Source organism: Pseudomonas sp. V98_8 (assembly GCF_029967975.1).
GTDB lineage: Bacteria > Pseudomonadota > Gammaproteobacteria > Pseudomonadales > Pseudomonadaceae > Aquipseudomonas > Aquipseudomonas umsongensis.
In genome coordinates, this window is record NZ_JASCAE010000041.1 from 21,078 (window position 1) to 38,925 (window position 17,848).

The following is a 17,848-nucleotide window of genomic DNA, read 5'->3' on the forward strand; positions in this document are numbered from 1 at the left end:
CGATGGATGCTGTGTGCTCTGATCTGTTGGCCGAAGTGCGTGGGTTTCGCCAGCGCTACCCCGATGTGCGCTTCGTCGACCTGATATCCCTGGACATTCCGGGGCATTTCTACGGCAAGCGCTACCCGATTGAAATGCTCGAAAAAGTCGCCGCTGGCAGCGCCCTCAAGTTGCCGCAAAACTGCGTGTTACTCGGCACCCAGGGCGGGCTGTTCAAGATTGGCGACTACTGCTTCAACGATGGCGATCCGGACGCGCTGCGTCGCCTGGTACCGGGCACGCTCAAGTTGGTGAGTTGGGAGAAGCAACCGCTGGGGCAGATGCTGATCACCTCCGATGGCACGGAAAAACCGATCGTGTTCGAACCCCGTGAAGTCCTGGCGCAGGTGTTGGCGCGGCTTGGCCGCAAAGGCATTTTTCCGGTGGTGGCGTTTGAGCTGGAGTTCTACCTGTTCGACAGTCAGTTGCGCGATGGCTTGCCGCAGTTTGCTCGCGACCCGCTGACCGGCGATGCGGACGATCAGCCGAACATGCACATCGAACGCCTCTCGCGATTTGCCCCGGTGCTCGACGAAATGGTCGAGACCGCACGTGCACAAGGCATCGATGCCACGGTGATCACCGCCGAATTGGGCCCCGGTCAGTTCGAGATCAATTTCGGTCATCTGGACGATGGTCTGCGCGCTGCCGACTGGGCTGCGTTGTTCTGCCGCAGCACGCGAGGCGTGGCACTCAAGCACAACTACCGCGCCAGTTTCATGGCCAAGCCTTACCTGCAGCACCCCGGCAGCGGCATGCATGTGCACGTGAGCCTTTACGACAAGGCCGGCAACAACCTGCTGGCGGCGAACGGGCAACGCGCGTTGCGCCATGCGGTGGCCGGTTGCCTGGATGTGTTGCCGCACTGCATGCCGATTTTCGCGCCAAACCACAACGCGATGCGCCGCTTGAGCGCCACGGTGAACGTCGCCTCGCGCGCCAGTTGGGGTTTCGAGGATCGAGACGCATGCCTGCGGGTGCCGGAGTCTGACGCCAGGAACCTGCGGGTCGAACATCGCCTCGCTGGCGCCGATGCCAACCCGTATCTGGTGCTCGCCGCGATCCTGGTGGGCCTGGAACAAGGCCTTGAACAGGAGCGCGAGCCGATCGCCCCACTCAACGACGACCGCAACAGCGGCATCGACTTTCCGCTGGAAATGCTCGAGGCCGTGCGAGCCATGCAAGGCCATCAAAAACTGCGAGAAGGTTTGGGCGCGGAATTCGTCGATGTGTACTGCGAGAACAAGCGCCAGGACCACCTGGCGTTCCTGAACGACATCAGTGCACGGGAGTATCGCTGGTTCCTGTAGTTAAGGTTGTTTCGAGGTTAACCGTAAAAAATATCTGGATATTTAACAGGTTAGAGATTTTAGTAACTATACGGTTAATCAAAATATCTTGTTACAGGGCGAAACATTGCGTAATATCCGCCCCGCGTTCACCACCACGGTTTATGCATTTTTAAGTCCCGGGCGTCCATCAGCTGCCCGGGATTTTTTTTGCCTGAAATTTGGTGTCATTGTAGGAGCGAGTATGGTCCGGGCGGCGTTCCGACGATGGACGTCAACGATGACGCGGGAAACCTGATGCCCCGCGGTGCTCTCTGGTTTCTCGCGAGCATGCTCGCTCCTACAGAGTCAATCCGGTTCAGTCCAGGCGTTGGGTGAGATTGATATTCATAAAGGATATAAATAGATAATTATATATTCCTTTTAAATCATTCGAAGCCAGTGCACCTTGGAGGCCTGCCCCTTCATTCACAAGGGCAAGACACCAGACAGGAAGCCTCAACATGACCATCAAAGCGATCAACGTCCGCAATCAGTTCAAGGGCGTCATCAAGGAAATACTGGAAGGCGAAGTGGTCTCGGAAATCGACGTGCAAACGGCATCGGGCATCGTCACCTCGGTGATTACCACTCGTTCGGTGCGCGACCTTGAATTGAAGGTGGGGAGTGAAGTGATTGCCTTCGTGAAATCCACCGAAGTGTCGATTGCCAAGTTGTGAGCCCAGGTGCAGGCATAAAAAAGCCCGGCTGATCAGGCCGGGCTTTTTGTGGGTGCGGTGAAGCGATGGGTTCAGGCGACGGTGTTGCCTTGCAGGCGGTCAGAGCCATCGGCGGCGACAGTGTTGCCTTGCAGGCGATCCGAGCCATCGGCAGCGACGGTGTTGCCTTGCAGGCGGTCGGAGCCATCGGCGGCGACGGTGTTGCCTTGCAGGCGGTCAGAGCCATCGGCGGCGACGGTGTTGCCTTGCAAACGATCCGAACCATCGGCGGCCACACGATTCTCGATCAAGCGATCCGAACCACCCTCGGCCACCCGGCTTTCAATCAGACGATCCGAGCCACCTTCAGCCACGACAGGCTGAACAGAGGTAGCGGCAAAAGCGTTAACTACGAAAAGCGAGAAAGCGATGCTGAGGAGGGTTTGGCGTTTCATGATCGTGTGCTCCGGGGTGTTGTTGGTTGGTATGGAGCTGATGTTACGCCGTGGAGTTTTTAAGAGAACTTCATTGAGTTAATGGTGACTATTGACGCAGTCAATGATCGTTAACGCGAAATAAGTCCGTGATCGATCGCGTATTTGACCAGCGCCGCCGGTTTGTCGATGTTGAGCTTGCGCCGAATGCTCAAGCGGTGCGTCTCCACCGTGCGCACGCTGATATCCAGTTCCCGCGCCATTTCCTTGTTGTTCAGCCCTTGCGCCATCTTCGACAAAACCTGGCTTTCACGGGGGGTCAGTTCGTTGTCGGTGTTTTTGTCAGCGATCAGTCGCTGGGCGATGTCGGCGCTGTAGAAGGTCCCCCCGCTGGAGATGGCTTCGATGGCCGCGATGATTTCCCGTGATGGGGCATTTTTCAACACGTAGCCGCTGGCGCCCGAGCGCAGTGATTCACTCACGTACTCATAGTTGTCGTACATGCTCAGCACCAATACCTTTAGCGACGGGTACTGGCTGCGCAGCACGCGGGTCAGTTCCAGGCCGTTGATGTCCGGCAGGCTGATGTCGACCAGCAGCAGGTCGGGCTGGCAGCGCCCGACCATCTCGATGGCCTCGGCGCCACTTTCGGCTTCGCCCACCACTTCCAGGGGGGCCATGACGGACAGCAGCGCCTTTATTCCGTCGCGGACCAGGGCGTGATCGTCGACCAAGGCGACGCGGATCGGGGAGGGCAGGTTCATTGCAGGCTTCACTCTTGATTTTGGGGCATCAGCGTTTGCTGGCGGGCAGCTTCATCGGTAGCAGAACATCCAGCTCACTGCGTCCGGGCGTCGAGATCAGTTCGAAGCGGCCACCAAAATGTTCGACGCGTTCACGAATATTACGCAAGCCAATGCCGACGTGGCGACGTTCGACCTGGGCGACGTTGAAACCAACTCCGTCGTCGACCACCGTCAGCCGCACCGATTGTTCGCAGCCGCGCAGCGTAATGGATACGTGCCTGGCCCGGGCGTGGCGCTCGATATTGGTCAGGCCTTCCTGGACGATGCGAAACAACGAGACTGCTGCGCCGTCGACCAGTTGGCAGTCGAACTCATTGTCGTCATAGGTCACGGTAAGGCCGCTACGCTGTTCGAACTCAGCGGCCAGTTGACCGATTGCCGCCGACAGGCCGAGGGTATCGAGCAACGATGAGCGCAAGTCGTGGGAGAGGCTGCGCACTTCGCCGATCGCATCACCCAGGCGCGCGGTGGCATCCCTCAACGCGCCCAAGCCCTTGTCGTGGGTTTGCCCGCTTTCCAGCAAGTGGCTGGCGAGTTCGAACTGAAACTTGATCGAGACCAGCACCTGGCTGATGCCGTCGTGCAGCTCGCGGGACACCCTCGAGCGCTCCTCCTCCTGCAGGCTGACAATCCGCTGGGTCAGGCGCTGCAGTTTCTTGTCCGCCAAGCGATGTTCGCTGACATTGAGGGTCATGCCGGTGGCGAAGACAAACAGCACTGCCACCAGCGCAACCACCGCAATCGCCATCATGGTCTTGCGGATGCCCTGGGCCACTTCGGCTCGGGCTTGCTGGGTGGCGCGCTCGACATCTTCAAGGTAAATGCCTGTACCGAGCATCCAGCCCCAGCGATCGAGCATGACCACGTAGGCCAGTTTGTCGGTCACCTGGCCGGAGGAGGGTTTGTTCCAGGCGTAGCGTTGGAAACCTTCGCCCGATTGCGCACTCTTGAGCAGCGCCTGGATCACCGGCAGGCCGTGTGGGTCTTTCATGTCCCACAGGTATTTGCCCACCAGCTCCGACTGGCGCGCGTGCATCAGGCTGCGACCTTCATGGTCGTAGACGAAGAAATAGCCATTGATGCCAAAGCTGAGCTTGCGCAGTTCCTCCAGCACCTGTTGCTGGGCGCGTGCGTCACCCTGGCCATTGTCGTACAGCGGCTCGATCAGGCTTTTCGCCATTTCGACGTAGTTTTTCAGTTCCGCGCGCTTGCTCATCAGGATGCTGTCTTCGATCAGCTGCGCCTGTTGATCACCCAGCTGGCGATTGAGGGAAATCACCAGTGCGCAAATGACCGCAATGGCCAGCACCAGCGGCAAAATGCCGAGGGCGACGATCTTGTGTTTGAGCTGCATGGTTGCTCCTGCCCGCGCGAGGGGCCGGCATCATATGCCAAAGATACCCCAGGACTGTAGCGTTGCTGGACGGAATGACTGATGGCGGGGATGCCCGCCCATTGAAACGCAATCCCCTGTGGGAGCGAGCCTGCTCGCGAAAACAATCGGTCATTCAACATCCATGTCGTCTGACGGATCGCTTTCGCGAGCAGGCTCGCTCCCACAAGGGGCCGAATTTTCAATAGCAGATCAGTGTGTTCTACGTAGAACTACGTAGACGGCGCGTACGTAGTAACGCGGATTTATTTGTGGACGACATGCGCGGATATTGGCCCAGCTCCGCACAGCGGACACAATTATAAAAATTACCGCCGCAGTCACGAGCTGTCGGCAGGAGACCCTCTATGCCCCGTCTGGCTAAACACCTCGCCTGGTTTGCCGTGGCTGTCCTGGGAGCGATTGCGCTGAGTGTCGTGGCCCTGCGCCGCGGCGAAGCGATCAACGCCCTGTGGATCGTCGTTGCAGCCGTCGCCATCTACCTCGTTGCATACCGCTACTACGGCCTGTTCATCGCCAACAAAGTGATGCAACTGGACCCCAATCGCGCCACGCCCGCTGTGCTCAACAACGATGGTCTGGACTTCGTGCCGACCAACAAGCATGTACTCTTCGGTCACCACTTCGCGGCCATCGCCGGCGCGGGACCGCTGGTCGGTCCGGTATTGGCGGCGCAGATGGGCTACCTGCCTGGCACGCTGTGGCTGATTGCCGGCGTGGTGCTGGCCGGTGCCGTGCAGGACTTCATGGTCCTGTTCATGTCCACCCGCCGTAATGGTCGTTCGCTGGGCGACATGGTCCGCGAAGAAATGGGCCGCATCCCCGGGACCATTGCGCTGTTCGGCTGCTTCCTGATCATGATCATCATCCTCGCGGTGCTGGCGCTGATCGTGGTCAAGGCCCTGGCCGAGAGCCCGTGGGGCATGTTCACGGTGATGGCGACCATCCCGATCGCGATGTTCATGGGCATCTACATGCGCTACATCCGTCCAGGGCGCATCGGGGAAATCTCGATCATCGGCGTGTTACTGCTGCTGGGTTCGATCTGGCTGGGCGGGCAGATTGCCGCTGACCCGGTGTGGGCCAAGGCCTTTACCTTCACCGGCGTGCAGATCACCTGGATGCTGATCGGTTACGGTTTCGTGGCTGCCGTTCTGCCGGTCTGGCTGATCCTGGCACCCCGTGATTACCTCTCCACGTTCCTGAAAATCGGCACCATCGTCGCCTTGGCCATCGGTATCCTGGTGACCATGCCCGAGCTGAGAATGCCGGCACTGACCCAATTCGTCGATGGCACGGGACCGGTGTGGAAGGGCGGTATGTTCCCGTTCCTGTTCATCACCATCGCCTGTGGCGCGGTATCGGGTTTCCACTCGCTGATCGCTTCTGGCACCACGCCAAAATTGCTCGCCAGTGAAGGTCATGCCCGGTATATCGGTTACGGCGGCATGCTGATGGAATCCTTCGTGGCGATCATGGCCATGGTGGCTGCCTCGGTGATCGATCCGGGCGTGTACTTCGCCATGAACAGCCCTGCGGCCATTGTGGGTTCCGATGCGGTTTCGGTTGCTCAGACCGTCAGCAGCTGGGGCTTTGCGATTACTCCCGAAGCCCTGCAAGCGGTGGCCAAGGACATCGGTGAAACCACCATCCTGGCCCGTGCCGGCGGTGCGCCGACCCTGGCCGTGGGTATCGCGCAGATCCTGCACCACGTGCTGCCGGGTGAAAACACCATGGCGTTCTGGTACCACTTCGCGATCCTGTTCGAAGCGCTGTTCATCCTGACCGCGGTGGACGCCGGTACTCGCGCCGGGCGTTTCATGCTTCAGGATTTGCTCGGCTCCTTCGTGCCATCGCTCAAGCGCACCGAGTCCTGGACCGCCAACCTGATCGCCACCGCCGGCTGCGTGGCCATGTGGGGCTACCTGCTGTACCAGGGCGTGATCGATCCGCTGGGCGGCATCAACACCTTGTGGCCGCTGTTCGGCATTTCCAACCAGATGCTGGCCGGTATCGCGCTGATGCTCGGCACCGTGGTGCTGATCAAGATGAAACGCCAGCGCTACGTTTGGGTCACCTTGCTGCCCGCCGTGTGGTTGCTGATCTGCACCACCACCGCCGGCTTCATCAAGTTGTTCGACGCCAACCCGGCCATCGGCTTCCTGGCCCTGGCGAAGAAGTACAGCGATGCGTTGGCCAATGGTCAGGTGCTGGCCCCGGCCAAGAGCATTGACCAGATGCAGCACGTGATCTTCAACGCCTACACCAACGCCACGTTGACCGCGCTGTTCCTGTTCGTCGTGTTCAGCATCCTGTTCTTCGCACTCAAGGTCGGTGTCGCCGCCTGGGGCACCAAGGAACGTACGGACAAGGAAGCACCGTTCCACGCGCTGCCGATGCCTGATCATGTTCAATGACCTGAGTCGCCTGGGCAAATACCTCGGTCAGGCCGCGCGCCTGATGGTGGGCATGCCCGATTACGACAACTACGTCGAGCACATGCAAAACAAGCACCCGGACAAGCCGGTGATGGACTATGAGGCGTTCTTTCGGGAACGCCAGGAGGCTCGCTACGGCAGCAAGGCCGGACCGAAGTGTTGTTGAATGAATGAAAAAACCCGGCCTAACCAGCCGGGTTTTTTACTTGGGATTTCGCGTGTTCAGTTCAGATGTGGGAGCTTGCTCGCGAAGGTGGCTGAAATTAAGTCGACCGGACAGATAGTCGGCAATGAACATCACTTTCAGGTCCATAGGTTTGAGCTCTCGCCACGGCATGGTCAAATCCTCGGAATCGACCAGTGCCAGTTAAAAACTGTTACCTATGTGCTTGAACTGTTTTGTTACCTATGTGGGTGAGTCATACCGGCAAAGCCTTTTGCTTCCTTTTTGCTGGGCCGGCACTCCGGCGTTTGAAAAAGGGAGTCGCCGTAAGGGCGAAACCATAGGTGGCCGTTACCGCAGCAATGGATATGTACTCGGCCAACACAACACAACACAACACAACACAACACAACTCAGGTGAGCGTCAGCTACAGACTGAACCGCTGCAACATAGTCCCCAGTCTTTCGGACATCGCCTTGAGCTCCTGGGTCGTTCGCACGATTGCGCCCTGGGCCGTTGCATTCTCTTCCACGCTTTGCGCGACTTTTTCCACATTGCTGGCGACCTGATCACTCGCTGCGCGCTGTTCCTGCAATGACAGGGAAATGAAGCTCACGGCTGCAATGGATTCATCCAGCGCCCCCTTGATCCGCCCCATGGATTGCCCGGCGCTTGCGACCAGTTTCTGGCCTTGGGTCACACGCTCACAACCGGCAGCCATGCTGTCCTTCGCTTTGACCATGCCGTTTTGTATGGCATTGACCAAGGTCACGATTTCCGTAGTGGACTGGGCGGTGCGCGCGGCAAGGCTGCGCACCTCATCGGCGACCACGGCGAAGCCGCGACCCTGTTCACCGGCGCGTGCCGCTTCGATGGCGGCATTGAGGGCGAGGAGATTGGTCTGCTCGGCAATGCCGCGAATCACACTGACAATCAGACTGATATTGTTCGACTGAATCGCCAGTTGATCGATGTCCACCGAACTCTGGGCCACCAGATCGGCAATCTGTTGCATTTCCTCGATAGACGCATGCATCACCGCCATGCCTTCGTCGGTGATTTCACCGGCTTTGTGCGCGGTGCTCTGGGCCTGGCAGGCATTGTCGGCGATGTGATTGATACTCACGGAAAGCTCTTCCACCGTGGCGGCCATCGATGAAGCAGTTTCACTTTGCAGGGCGGCACTGCTCAGACCCTGTTCCGAGGACGCGGACAGTTGTAGCGTGGCCACTTCGATCTGTTCGGAGGCCTGGCCAATCTTGCCGATCATGTCGCTCAAGCTATGACGCATCGCCTGGACGGAATGCAAGACACCGGTTGAAGGTTCCTGCCGATCATCCTGGGTGCGAGCCAGTTTTCCATGGGCGATGTTCGAGCTGATAGCGGCCAGCTCAGCAGGTTCGGCGCCGAGCTGCAGGCCCAGCTGTCTGGAAAAGAACCATGAATAGGCCGCGCCGGCCAGCGTCGCCAACAGGAGAATCAACAAGCAGAGCCGGAGATTGGCGGTGTAGGCGATATGGTTTTGCTCAAACTGGTTCCTGGCTTCCAGCAGTTGAACCTCGATCAATTCGGCAAACTTGTCCGACAAGGGGTCGAACAGCGGGTACAACTGCTCGATCGAGAAACGCGCCAGACCCACGTCGTCGTTCTGGCGCAGAATGCCCAGCAAACTTTGCAACGGACCGCGGGTGGCGGCCATCAGTGGATCGATCTGCGCGATCAGGCGGGTTTCTGCGGCAATCAGTTGCGTCGATTTGTAGGCTTGCCACGTCAGATCGATTTCTTTCTGTGCCTGATCGATCCGGCTCAGCGAGTCCGTTTTGGTAAAGTTGCCATTACGTGCCTTGTGGGTGGCATCAACGATGTTCACTGCATACAGGTCGGCGATTTTCTTCAGGTCCCGCAAGGGCACGACTCGATCGAGATAGACGGTTTCCAGGCTGCGCACCGCCGATTGCATGCCCAGGAGTCCAAGGCCGCCGACGCACAATAATCCCAGTAATAAAGCGGTAGTCAGCAGTAGAAGGTGAGTCCTGATTTTCCAGCTTTCCATAATCCGGTATTCCTCAGTCGACTTGTCCAGTCAGCAATTGAAGTTGAGCGTTATGCTCCATCCTGTGCACATGGCACATTGATATCGTGTGCTGGGGCAGCCAGGAAAAGCACGGTGTTACCGGCAGGAATTGACGAATTAGAGCGATCTGACAGAGCGCGCCGAAGGATTTTTCACACAGGCAGCTTGCGGGTAACCGGGAACACTGGCCTGTGAGGGACCGTGGTGTGCGGCTGCTGATCGCAACAAAACCGGGATTGCAGGCAAACCGGGATAGCCGTTTTTCAGGCGTATCGGTATGCTCAGCGCACAGTCCGAAACGCCAATGATAAACGACCACAGTGACGACATGAGCTCATCAGAAACGCGTGCGAATATCCTAGCGCTGTATCCGGAAGACTCCCGCGAGGCGGCGGTCCTGCTCAAGCAGGCCGTGCCCCTGATGGTTCGCCATAACATCCCGCCCAATCCCGTGCACTACGCACTCTGGTACACCTACAGCAAGGGTCAGGACCCGGAACTCATTCGCCACCTGGACCGGGTGGTCAGAGACTTCGACGGTTGCCCGCCAGAGGCTGCGACCCGGCTGTTCCGCCAGTACATCATTCGTGATGAGCTCGAGGATGCCCGCGCAGAGCAGCATCAGGTCATCAACCTGGTCGATGGCATGGAGCGCGACGTCTCGCGCAGCGTGCAGGGCAGTCTCACGTTCCAGAACCGTCTTGGGCAGTGCCTGGAGCTGCTCGACGAACCGGCCAGCGACCGCCTGCCGGGTATCTTGAGCGAGCTGCAGCAGAGCACCCGTTTGATGCAGAGCCAGCAGGAGCACTTCCTCGCGCAACTGCACTCGGCGCAGGATGAAATCAAGACCCTGCGCGACAAACTGCAACGCGCGCAACTGGCCGCGACCCTCGATGGCTTGACCGAACTGCTCAACCGCACGGCGTTCACCCGCCTGCTGGAGCAGGCGCTGGGCAAGGCTTCCGGCGGGGTGGCCCTGGTGATCCTGGATATCGACCACTTCAAGCAATTCAATGATCAGTACGGTCACCCGCTGGGCGACCGAGTCCTGCAGCATGTCGCCCAGGTGCTGCGCGGCGCGTTGCCAGCCACTGCTTTCGCCGCGCGCTACGGTGGCGAAGAGTTCTGCGTGGTCCTGCCCGATTGCGCCGACCTGGGCAGTGCCTGCGCCTTCGCCGAGCACCTGCGCCTGAAGGTCCAGTCCTTGCGCATCAAGGCGCGTGGCACCGACACCGTGCTGGACACCGTGACCGCATCCTTCGGTGTGGCCCTCGCACAGACCGGTGACAACCTGGAAACCCTGCTGACACGCGCCGATGACGGGCTGTACCAGGCGAAACGCAACGGACGCAACCAGGTGCATGCCCTGCGGGACAGCGCGGTATCGCAGCCTTAGAGCTGGATTATCGACCCTCGACGCTGCGCGGCACACCAAGCGGATTGCCGTCGCGCAGTGCCTCCGGCAGCAGCGCATCGGGGAAGCCCTGATAGCACACCGGCCGAAGGAAGCGCTCGATGGAGGTCATGCCCACCGAGGTAAAACGGCTGTCCGACGAGGCCGGGAAGGGGCCGCCGTGCACGCTGGCGAAAGACACCTCCTGCGGGTGGGCGAAGGCATTGACGACAATCCGTCCGGTGCGCCGTTCCAGGATCGGCAGCAAGCGACGGGCCAGTCCCAGGTCCTCCTCTTCAAGGTGCATGGCGGCACTGAGCTGACCGCGAAGGGCACGGGCGACCGCGAACATTTGCGCCTCATCCTCGACCTTCACCAGCAGGGCTGCCGGGCCGAATACCTCCTGGGCCAGGGCCGTTTCGCTAAGAAAACGCTGGCCGTCAACCTCAAGCAAGGCGGCCTGGCCATCAAGCGCCCCCGTAGCGGGCGAGCCTTCGGCGACAGGCGTGGCACCGGCGCCTTGCAGCTTGTCAAGACCGTTCAAGTAAGACCCGTGGATGCCAGGCGTCAGCATCGGACGTGCCGGTGCCATCCCCACACGATCGATCATGGCAGCGCGCAAGGGTTCGAATCCGGGCCCTGCGATGGCAATCAGGATCGCCGGTTTTAGGCACGCTTGCCCGACGTTGACCAGCATGCGCTCGACAAAACCGTCGCCGATCTGTGCACCACGCTCGGCCAGTGCCTGGGGCAGGATGAACGTGGGGTTGACGCTGGCCATCTCGGTGAACACCGGGATCGGCTCAGGGCGTAGTTGCGCCCGGCGATACAACGCCATGCCGCCTTGTTCGGAGCCGGTGAAGGTCACCGCCTTGATCAACGGGTGATCGACCAGGGCTTCGCCGATCGCGTTGCCGGCGCCGCGCACCATCGAGAACACGCCTTCAGGCAGGCCACTGTCTTGCACCGCCTGGCAGATGGCCCGTGCCTGGATTTCCGAGGCACCCGGGTGTGCGTTGTGGGCCTTGACGATCACCGTCGCGCCCGCCGCCAACGCCGCGGCGGTGTCGCCTCCGGCCACCGAATAGCTGATGGGGAAATTGCTTGCGCCAAACACCGCCACCGGGCCGAGGGCGATACTTTGCAGGCGATGATCCATGCGCGGGCGTGGCTGGCGCTCGGGTTGGGCCGGATCAATGGCCACCTGGAGGAAGCGGCCCCTGCGCACCACTTCGGCGAATTGGCGGAACTGGGTGGCGGCCTTGGCCGCTTCACCCAGCAGCTGCGCTTCGGGCAGGCCGGTTTCCAGCGCGGCCCGTGCCGCAAGCGGCTGGGCGACCACATCAAGATTGTCGGCGATGCGCTCCAGCAATGCCGCACGCTCGGCGAGCGAGGTATGGCTGTAGTGGTCAAAGGCGGCGTCGGCAAGGTTTGCGGCCCTGTCCACTTCGACTGCGCCACCGAAGGCGAAATTCGGCTCGATCAGTTGATGGGTGGCAGGGTTGAGCGCTTTCATCGTCCCCGCGCTGGCGGGGACTTCGTTGGCGCCGAGTAACAGGTTTCCAGTCAGTTTCATGGGCGTGCTCACGGCTTGAGGGTGGCGATCAGTTGCTCGGTCGTCACAATCGAATGGGCGAAGGTCGGGCCATTCAATTCATGGGCGGCGTGCATCATTTCCGGTTTGAAAGCGGCGGTGGCGTCGCGCACCAGGGTGACGTGGTAGCCCAGTTCCTGAGCGTAACGGGCGGTGGCCTCGATACAGGTATTGGCCAGCAGGCCGACGATGATCACGTGGGTGATGCCTTTCTGCTTCAGGCGAAAATCCAGGTCGGTGTTGGCAAAGCCGCTCGATCCCCAATGCTCCTGGACGACGATATCGCCTGGCTGGGGCGCGAAATCAGGATGCCATTCACCACCCCATTCGCCGCGCGCGAAATGGTGCATGTGCTGGATCTTGCATTGAGTAGGACTTGGGTGGTCCCAGTTCTCGTAGTCACCTTGTTCCCAGCGCCGGTGCGGTACGATGAACACCGGAATGTCGAGGGCGCGGACCGTTCGGTCGAGTGTGCGCAGATTGTCGAGCAGGCCGACTTGCCGCGCGATCGGTTCGAGCAGGGGGAAGATCTTGCCGCCTTCAGACAGAAAATCGTTGTAGGGATCGACCAGCAGGTAGGCGGTTCGAGCCAGCGGGTAAGGCGTGTTGGACATGATGAGTGCTCCAGTGAAATGGGCTGAGCGATGCCATTGGCTTGCTTTGGCAGCGTGTTGATATGATAATCATAGTTACTTGGAAAGAGGCAAGCCCGTATGGCGCTAAAAAAGACTAGTCCTGAAACCTTGTGTCCGATTGCCCGGGCCGAGGACGTCGTCGGCGATCGCTGGACCGTGCTGGTGTTGCGCGAGTTGTTCATGCGCAATCATCGCTACGATGAGATCCAGGCGCAGACGGGCGGTACCCCGCAGATGGTCGCGGCTCGCCTGAAGAGCCTGGAGGCTGACGAAATGGTCGAACGCCGCGCCTACAGCGAGCGGCCACCACGCTACGAGTACCACCTCACTGCGAAGGGGCAGGCGTTTTATTCCGTGGTCCTGGCATTACGTGCCTGGGGTGAAACCTGGTGCAAGTCGCCACAGGAGGGCTTGGCCGTGCGCTACACCCACCAGCGTTGCGGGCAGCCTGCCGGGCTGGGGCCGCTGTGCGAGCATTGCGGTGAATTGTTGCGGCGCGACGAGCTGGTCAGCGAGCCGAGTGCAGCCTATGCCCTGGAACGCCAGGAACGACGCGAGGCCTTCAAGCGCAAGCCGGTGGCCAAATCCGCAGAGTAAAGGCGACGTCTTTTACTATTCGTTGCACTGATAGTGATCATCATCCATCACAAGTTCTGTTGTGGCCGGCAAACAAGGAACATGGCGTGCATTGAAAACGCTTGTGGAACCCTGTGATGAAGATGTTGACTCGACTGGCGCTGATCGCCCCCTTGCTGCTGTCGGGGTGCGCCTCGGCCCCCAATGACCCGACGCTGACGCTGCAAACGAAAAAGGCACCGGCGGATTACGCCCACTGTGTCTTGCCGAAACTGCAGGAAAACGCGCTGAGCGCGACGATCTCGCAAACCCAGCGCAGCTATCGAATCGTCGTTTCGAGCAAAGTCGCCGCCGACGATGTGCTCGAGGCGTACAAGGTCTCGAACGGCGGCAAGGTGTTCCTGTACGAACGCACGTTGCTGGCCTCGACATTCGGGCCATCACGACTCGAACGTGCGGCCCAGGAGTGCCTTTGAAAAGCCCCGTGGCGTGGGCACGACCAGTAGTGGGAAGCCAATACCTTCGATGACATTAAGGTTGAGCGACCCACATGGCCGCTCAATTGAAGTGGGTGTTAGAAGAGAACGAAAGCAGAGGCCGTAGTTTGATTCAGGTTGATGTTGCCGACTTCCAGTACTTCATATTCCGCGCGGATACCGATATTGCGAAATACATCGCATTCAACGCCGGCACCGTAGGTCAGATCGACGCCCGTATCATCGTCGGCAGCATTGCCGTCCGCATCCCAGGCATGTGCACCGACACTGCCGAAGATACGCACCCGATCTCCTACCGGAAAGCCAACATGGGCACTGGCCTGGACGGATTTACCGTCAAAATCAAGTTCCTTGTCCTCGAACTGGCCGAGATCCACGAAGGCGCCCTCAAAGGCCAGATAGCTGTTGAGACGATAACCTGCGAAAACCTTGTAGCTGGAGTCGTCATCGCTCAAATGGGTTTTGTCGGTTTCAATATTGCTGACGCCGGCGCCCAGGTATAAACCTTTGTCATCGGCGAGCGCCTGAAAAGACAGTAACGAAAGCAGCGATACGAAGCCAAGATTTCGAAGTAGCATGTGAGGTGGGTCCTTATACGGGTTATGGGTGGTGATGCACGGCGTTAATAGGCGTCAATCATCCAGGCCAACGCGACGCCACATAAATAAGCGGCAAGGCACAGGATGATTTTCTGTTTGAGTGGCAGCGTACTTAATCGATAGCGCATGCTTATCCCCTTGAGTAGACCGAAGCCATCCTGGCCACTCAGTGAGTAAGTTAAAAATCATTGATTGTTATTTTTTGGCGCTGCCAGCATTGTTCGGTTACGCCTGGACGTTTCTGAGGGCGTCTCGCCATAAGCGTCCTGCTACGCCTTGGAAAATCGGCTCAGATGATGAAAATTCCAATGCATTGCTGTTTCGGTAACTGTAGGCCAGGTGTTGCGGATCAAGTCTCGGCGGACATGGGCGAGTCTCAGGTTTCTGATGTAGGCGATCGGCGAAGTGCCGAATGTTTCAACGAAACCATGATGCAGGCTGCGAGTGGTGGTTTGCAGTTGTTTTACCAGCACCTTCATGTTCAATGGCTTGTTTGGGTTTTGATGAATGTACTCAATTGCCTCTGTCGCGATCTTCCTTCTGGTCGGGGGCCTTAGTGCGCAACGGCCAACGGGTGTCAGGGCTCGTATCAGGGCAACCAGCAATGCATCTTCATTAAATGAGTGTTCATGGCGGTTGCGCTGTTTCAACGGAGATTCATGGGGGGAGGTCAAGTAAGCATTGAAAACGTCAATGGCGGATTGCACTAATTTGAAATTGGCAACCTGGAAGCGGTATGCCTGTCGGTTTGCCAGGACATCGATCAATGAATGGTTTGCGACGCACTGTTGGTAATGTTCTACATTTGTGGTCAGGGTAAACAAGGTTTCATGTGGCTCGCAGGTGTAGCGTACAAACTCGCCGCTGTACAACACGATTATTTCGTTAGGCCGCAATTCACGGTTGTTGACAGTGGGCCGACTAATCGTAGATTGGGATATGGCCAAGGTGACACAGTCATGAGGCACAAAACCGATCAGCGTGACAGCTGAATCAAAGTGCGTTCGACTGCATTGGCGCCTGCAATCCTGCATGAGTTTATCCGCACGCTTGCGTGATTCGTGCTTTGAGGGGGCGATGCTCGTCACGTCGAGGACTCCCGCATGAGCTCCAGTGCCGCAGCAAAAACGTACGTGTCGCTCGTGGATAACTCCACCAGGCTCTGAAGTTTGCACGGCGCTATTTTCGAGCCAAAGATGGCTGACTGGTTTGACGGGCCAAGGGCTGAGGCATTAAAGGCAAAGAAATCATCCACGCGATATTCGGTACAAATCTTGTAGCTTGATTGTTCTTCGATCAGCTTGTTTTCGTTGCTTTCAATGCGCGTCAGGTCGGCCTTGTAGTGTTCCTTGTCGTCGGCCCAGGCCTTGAGAGAAAGCAATACACCAAAGGATACGCTTGCGAGGTTTTTAAGCAGCATTGAGGTGCTTTCCTTGTTGATGATTTTTCAGGCAGAGCAGTGTGTCTGCCGTATCACTGTCACGGCTTTGCCTTCGGATAGTCCTGTGCTGACGATGTTTGTTGAAGTCAAAAATTCATATTTTCAAACGGGAGTCAGCGAAAGTTCATCGCTCTCGTTGTCATTGTTTTGTGAGGGAGGCAATGGGTCATCAACCGCGCTGTCACCTTCATTGCGCTCATTTTCAGAATGGATTTTCAAGTGTTTCAACTTTATTTTTTCGTTCGGGCTCAGTTCTATTTCGTAGAGCTCGATTTCCGTGCTGCCGATGGCGTATTCATTGTGCGCCATTGAATGAAAAGGTAAGGCAGCTAGAGATAGAAGTGCCAGGATCTTGGTCATCATTGATTTGACGGCTCGCGAACACGATAAAGGCGGGATCTTGATGGGGGGAGGGTGCTAGATTCAAATCACTAATTATTATTTTTGTTATGGTGTGATTTGCTGAGGTGCCTCAGTGATTCATGCAGCGCAGGCGGCCGACATCATGCACATAAAAACACACGCTGTTTTTGTCGGTGGTAGGGAGTAATTCGTAGTTTAGGATAGTGCCTTCCTGAAGAATGAATTGACGCCTGAAAAACAGATCCGGAGTTTTTTCGATGGCGAATAATTCGTTGTCCTGGCTCAGTTTGACGTTATTGATTTTTATCTGGACGTGATGATTGCTTTCCCGGATAACCTGCGCCGAAATAGTCGCGTTACGTATTTTTCCGTTCAAGCTTTCCAGGGTGGTTTGTGTCAGCCGACCGTGGCCGATTGTCAGATACTCTTCAGTGTTGAGCTGATTCGAATCCTCCAGCCATTGTCGGGTTATGGTTTGATAACTGATATTTTCCATGTAGTAAGAAGGCGAGTACAACAAGGAAAAAATACAGGCGGCGTTAATGATCGCAAGCACTATCCAATGTGCGGTTGAAGGTGTCATTGACTTCATAGGGTGACTTCCAAGCATTGCCGAATCATCAGTGCAAGGTCTTTTTGCTCACTATTCAATTGCAGGTTTGCAGTGCTCAGGTCTGGGCGAATGCACGAAACGGAATAGTTGGATTTAAACAGGTTTAGCCAAACGTCGCCTTTTAAATTGAGCGAAAGTTGTTTGACTTGTGCGATCGAAAGATCCCTCAGTTCCTCTGCCTCCGCAACACTGTGGCCTACGGCATGGATGGCCAGCTCATTGTGTTTTGCGCTGGAAACTTCAACTTTCGGTGTGTCGAAGCCGGAGTGGAAGCCGGTGTAGGCACACACTCCCAAGGTCAGGACATAGCCGATCAACTGGAATTTTGTAATGTAAGTTGATGTTCCGGTTTTCTCTGCAGGCACCGGCAGAGGCCCTTGTTTTTGTGGCGCCAACGCTTCAAGGGCGGGCACAGGTTCCGCTGCATCTGAAGGTGTCGGCAGCTCGGCCTGTGCATCCATTACATAGAGACGGTTGAAGCAATAACCTCTTCGCGGAACCGTCATCACTATTTCGTAATCTCGACTGTCATTGAGCAGGTTTCTAAGAGAGAAAACGGCCTGGTTCAAACTGCCGGAGGCGACGACGCGGTCATTCCAGGTGTAATCGATGATTTCCTCGCGGCTTTTGGTCTGGCCGGGGTCCATCAGCAGCAGGTCCAGTAGACGCGATTCGGCTCTACCGATGGTAGAGCTTTGAACTTCTCCATGGGTTGTGGTGATGGTAAGCAAAGCGGTATCTGGATCGAAAAGGGCCATGGCACCGTTTTTCAATTTGAAGGCGTAGCGCATGGGTATCCTCC

General features: G+C 57.8%; 19 protein-coding genes and 1 pseudogene. 7 read left to right on the top strand and 13 right to left on the bottom strand.

The window, feature by feature from the left end; all coding sequences use genetic code 11:
• Positions 1–2: 2 nt before the first annotated feature.
• Together QLG10_RS11815 and QLG10_RS11820 are read left to right on the top strand one after the other, a co-directional pair.
• Entirely contained in the window at positions 3–1,349 is a 1,347-nt protein-coding gene (locus QLG10_RS11815) for a glutamine synthetase family protein (RefSeq protein ID WP_282487377.1), read from the top strand.
• A 482-nt stretch (positions 1,350–1,831) separates the two neighbouring features.
• Entirely contained in the window at positions 1,832–2,047 is a 216-nt protein-coding gene (locus QLG10_RS11820; protein ID WP_007904463.1) for a TOBE domain-containing protein, read from the top strand.
• Positions 2,048–2,118: 71 nt separating this feature from the next.
• Here the strand turns inward: QLG10_RS11820 and QLG10_RS11825 are convergent, their stop codons facing one another.
• The 3 genes from QLG10_RS11825 to QLG10_RS11835 all read right to left on the bottom strand — a co-directional run bounded on the left by QLG10_RS11825 (position 2,119) and on the right by QLG10_RS11835 (position 4,620).
• The gene (locus QLG10_RS11825; protein ID WP_282487378.1) at positions 2,119–2,481 is read right to left on the bottom strand and encodes a hypothetical protein; all 363 of its coding nucleotides are present in this window, start codon (positions 2,479–2,481) and stop codon (positions 2,119–2,121) included.
• Positions 2,482–2,591: 110 nt separating this feature from the next.
• Complete coding sequence (locus QLG10_RS11830; RefSeq protein WP_020801265.1) at positions 2,592–3,224, bottom strand: response regulator transcription factor; 633 nt, start codon at positions 3,222–3,224, stop codon at positions 2,592–2,594.
• Positions 3,225–3,252: 28 nt separating this feature from the next.
• The gene (locus QLG10_RS11835) at positions 3,253–4,620 is read right to left on the bottom strand and encodes a cache domain-containing protein (protein WP_110751251.1); all 1,368 of its coding nucleotides are present in this window, start codon (positions 4,618–4,620) and stop codon (positions 3,253–3,255) included.
• A gap of 386 nt (positions 4,621–5,006) precedes the next feature.
• Between QLG10_RS11835 and QLG10_RS11840 the strand changes: the two genes are divergently transcribed.
• Both QLG10_RS11840 and QLG10_RS11845 read left to right on the top strand, forming a co-directional pair.
• A complete protein-coding gene (locus tag QLG10_RS11840) occupies positions 5,007–7,076 on the top strand; it encodes a carbon starvation CstA family protein (protein ID WP_282487379.1) in 2,070 nt (689 codons plus the stop codon).
• Complete coding sequence (locus QLG10_RS11845) at positions 7,066–7,263, top strand: YbdD/YjiX family protein (RefSeq protein ID WP_046042517.1); 198 nt, start codon at positions 7,066–7,068, stop codon at positions 7,261–7,263. Before QLG10_RS11840 ends, QLG10_RS11845 begins: the two co-directional genes overlap by 11 nt.
• A gap of 84 nt (positions 7,264–7,347) precedes the next feature.
• On the opposite strand, the pseudogene QLG10_RS29620 reads toward QLG10_RS11845, so the two are convergent.
• Both QLG10_RS29620 and QLG10_RS11850 read right to left on the bottom strand, forming a co-directional pair.
• Positions 7,348–7,434, bottom strand: a pseudogene (locus QLG10_RS29620) (helix-turn-helix domain-containing protein); the annotation flags it as partial.
• Between the two features lie 254 nt (positions 7,435–7,688).
• Positions 7,689–9,314 (bottom strand): methyl-accepting chemotaxis protein, encoded by a 1,626-nt coding sequence (locus QLG10_RS11850; protein ID WP_282487380.1) that lies wholly within the window; start codon positions 9,312–9,314, stop codon positions 7,689–7,691.
• 349 nt (positions 9,315–9,663) lie between these two features.
• Between QLG10_RS11850 and QLG10_RS11855 the strand changes: the two genes are divergently transcribed.
• A complete protein-coding gene (locus QLG10_RS11855) occupies positions 9,664–10,731 on the top strand; it encodes a GGDEF domain-containing protein (RefSeq protein ID WP_110751465.1) in 1,068 nt (355 codons plus the stop codon).
• A 7-nt stretch (positions 10,732–10,738) separates the two neighbouring features.
• Here the strand turns inward: QLG10_RS11855 and QLG10_RS11860 are convergent, their stop codons facing one another.
• Together QLG10_RS11860 and QLG10_RS11865 are read right to left on the bottom strand one after the other, a co-directional pair.
• Positions 10,739–12,304, bottom strand: coding sequence for an aldehyde dehydrogenase (NADP(+)) (locus tag QLG10_RS11860; RefSeq protein ID WP_248677179.1), 1,566 nt, complete (start codon positions 12,302–12,304; stop codon positions 10,739–10,741).
• 8 nt (positions 12,305–12,312) lie between these two features.
• Complete coding sequence (locus QLG10_RS11865) at positions 12,313–12,936, bottom strand: isochorismatase family cysteine hydrolase (protein WP_110751259.1); 624 nt, start codon at positions 12,934–12,936, stop codon at positions 12,313–12,315.
• A gap of 99 nt (positions 12,937–13,035) precedes the next feature.
• Here QLG10_RS11865 and QLG10_RS11870 point away from each other — a divergent pair, with 99 nt between their 5' ends.
• Together QLG10_RS11870 and QLG10_RS11875 are read left to right on the top strand one after the other, a co-directional pair.
• The gene (locus tag QLG10_RS11870; RefSeq protein WP_110751261.1) at positions 13,036–13,554 is read left to right on the top strand and encodes a helix-turn-helix domain-containing protein; all 519 of its coding nucleotides are present in this window, start codon (positions 13,036–13,038) and stop codon (positions 13,552–13,554) included.
• A gap of 116 nt (positions 13,555–13,670) precedes the next feature.
• A complete protein-coding gene (locus QLG10_RS11875) occupies positions 13,671–14,009 on the top strand; it encodes a hypothetical protein (RefSeq protein ID WP_110751263.1) in 339 nt (112 codons plus the stop codon).
• A 98-nt stretch (positions 14,010–14,107) separates the two neighbouring features.
• Here the strand turns inward: QLG10_RS11875 and QLG10_RS11880 are convergent, their stop codons facing one another.
• The 6 genes from QLG10_RS11880 to QLG10_RS11905 all read right to left on the bottom strand — a co-directional run bounded on the left by QLG10_RS11880 (position 14,108) and on the right by QLG10_RS11905 (position 17,837).
• Positions 14,108–14,608 carry a porin family protein gene (locus tag QLG10_RS11880; protein WP_282487381.1) on the bottom strand — a complete coding sequence of 167 codons (501 nt, stop codon included), beginning with the start codon at positions 14,606–14,608 and terminating at the stop codon, positions 14,108–14,110.
• Between the two features lie 290 nt (positions 14,609–14,898).
• On the bottom strand, positions 14,899–15,717 hold the full coding sequence (locus QLG10_RS11885) for a helix-turn-helix domain-containing protein (RefSeq protein ID WP_282487382.1): 819 nt from the start codon (positions 15,715–15,717) through the stop codon (positions 14,899–14,901).
• Positions 15,714–16,049: a hypothetical protein gene (locus QLG10_RS11890; RefSeq protein ID WP_110751269.1), complete on the bottom strand. Its 336-nt coding sequence runs from the start codon at positions 16,047–16,049 to the stop codon at positions 15,714–15,716. Before QLG10_RS11890 ends, QLG10_RS11885 begins: the two co-directional genes overlap by 4 nt.
• A gap of 123 nt (positions 16,050–16,172) precedes the next feature.
• Positions 16,173–16,433: a hypothetical protein gene (locus tag QLG10_RS11895; RefSeq protein WP_282487384.1), complete on the bottom strand. Its 261-nt coding sequence runs from the start codon at positions 16,431–16,433 to the stop codon at positions 16,173–16,175.
• A 109-nt stretch (positions 16,434–16,542) separates the two neighbouring features.
• Positions 16,543–17,025 carry a hypothetical protein gene (locus QLG10_RS11900; RefSeq protein ID WP_282487385.1) on the bottom strand — a complete coding sequence of 161 codons (483 nt, stop codon included), beginning with the start codon at positions 17,023–17,025 and terminating at the stop codon, positions 16,543–16,545.
• Complete coding sequence (locus QLG10_RS11905) at positions 17,022–17,837, bottom strand: winged helix-turn-helix domain-containing protein (protein ID WP_282487386.1); 816 nt, start codon at positions 17,835–17,837, stop codon at positions 17,022–17,024. Before QLG10_RS11905 ends, QLG10_RS11900 begins: the two co-directional genes overlap by 4 nt.
• Between the last annotated feature and the right edge of the window lie 11 nt (positions 17,838–17,848).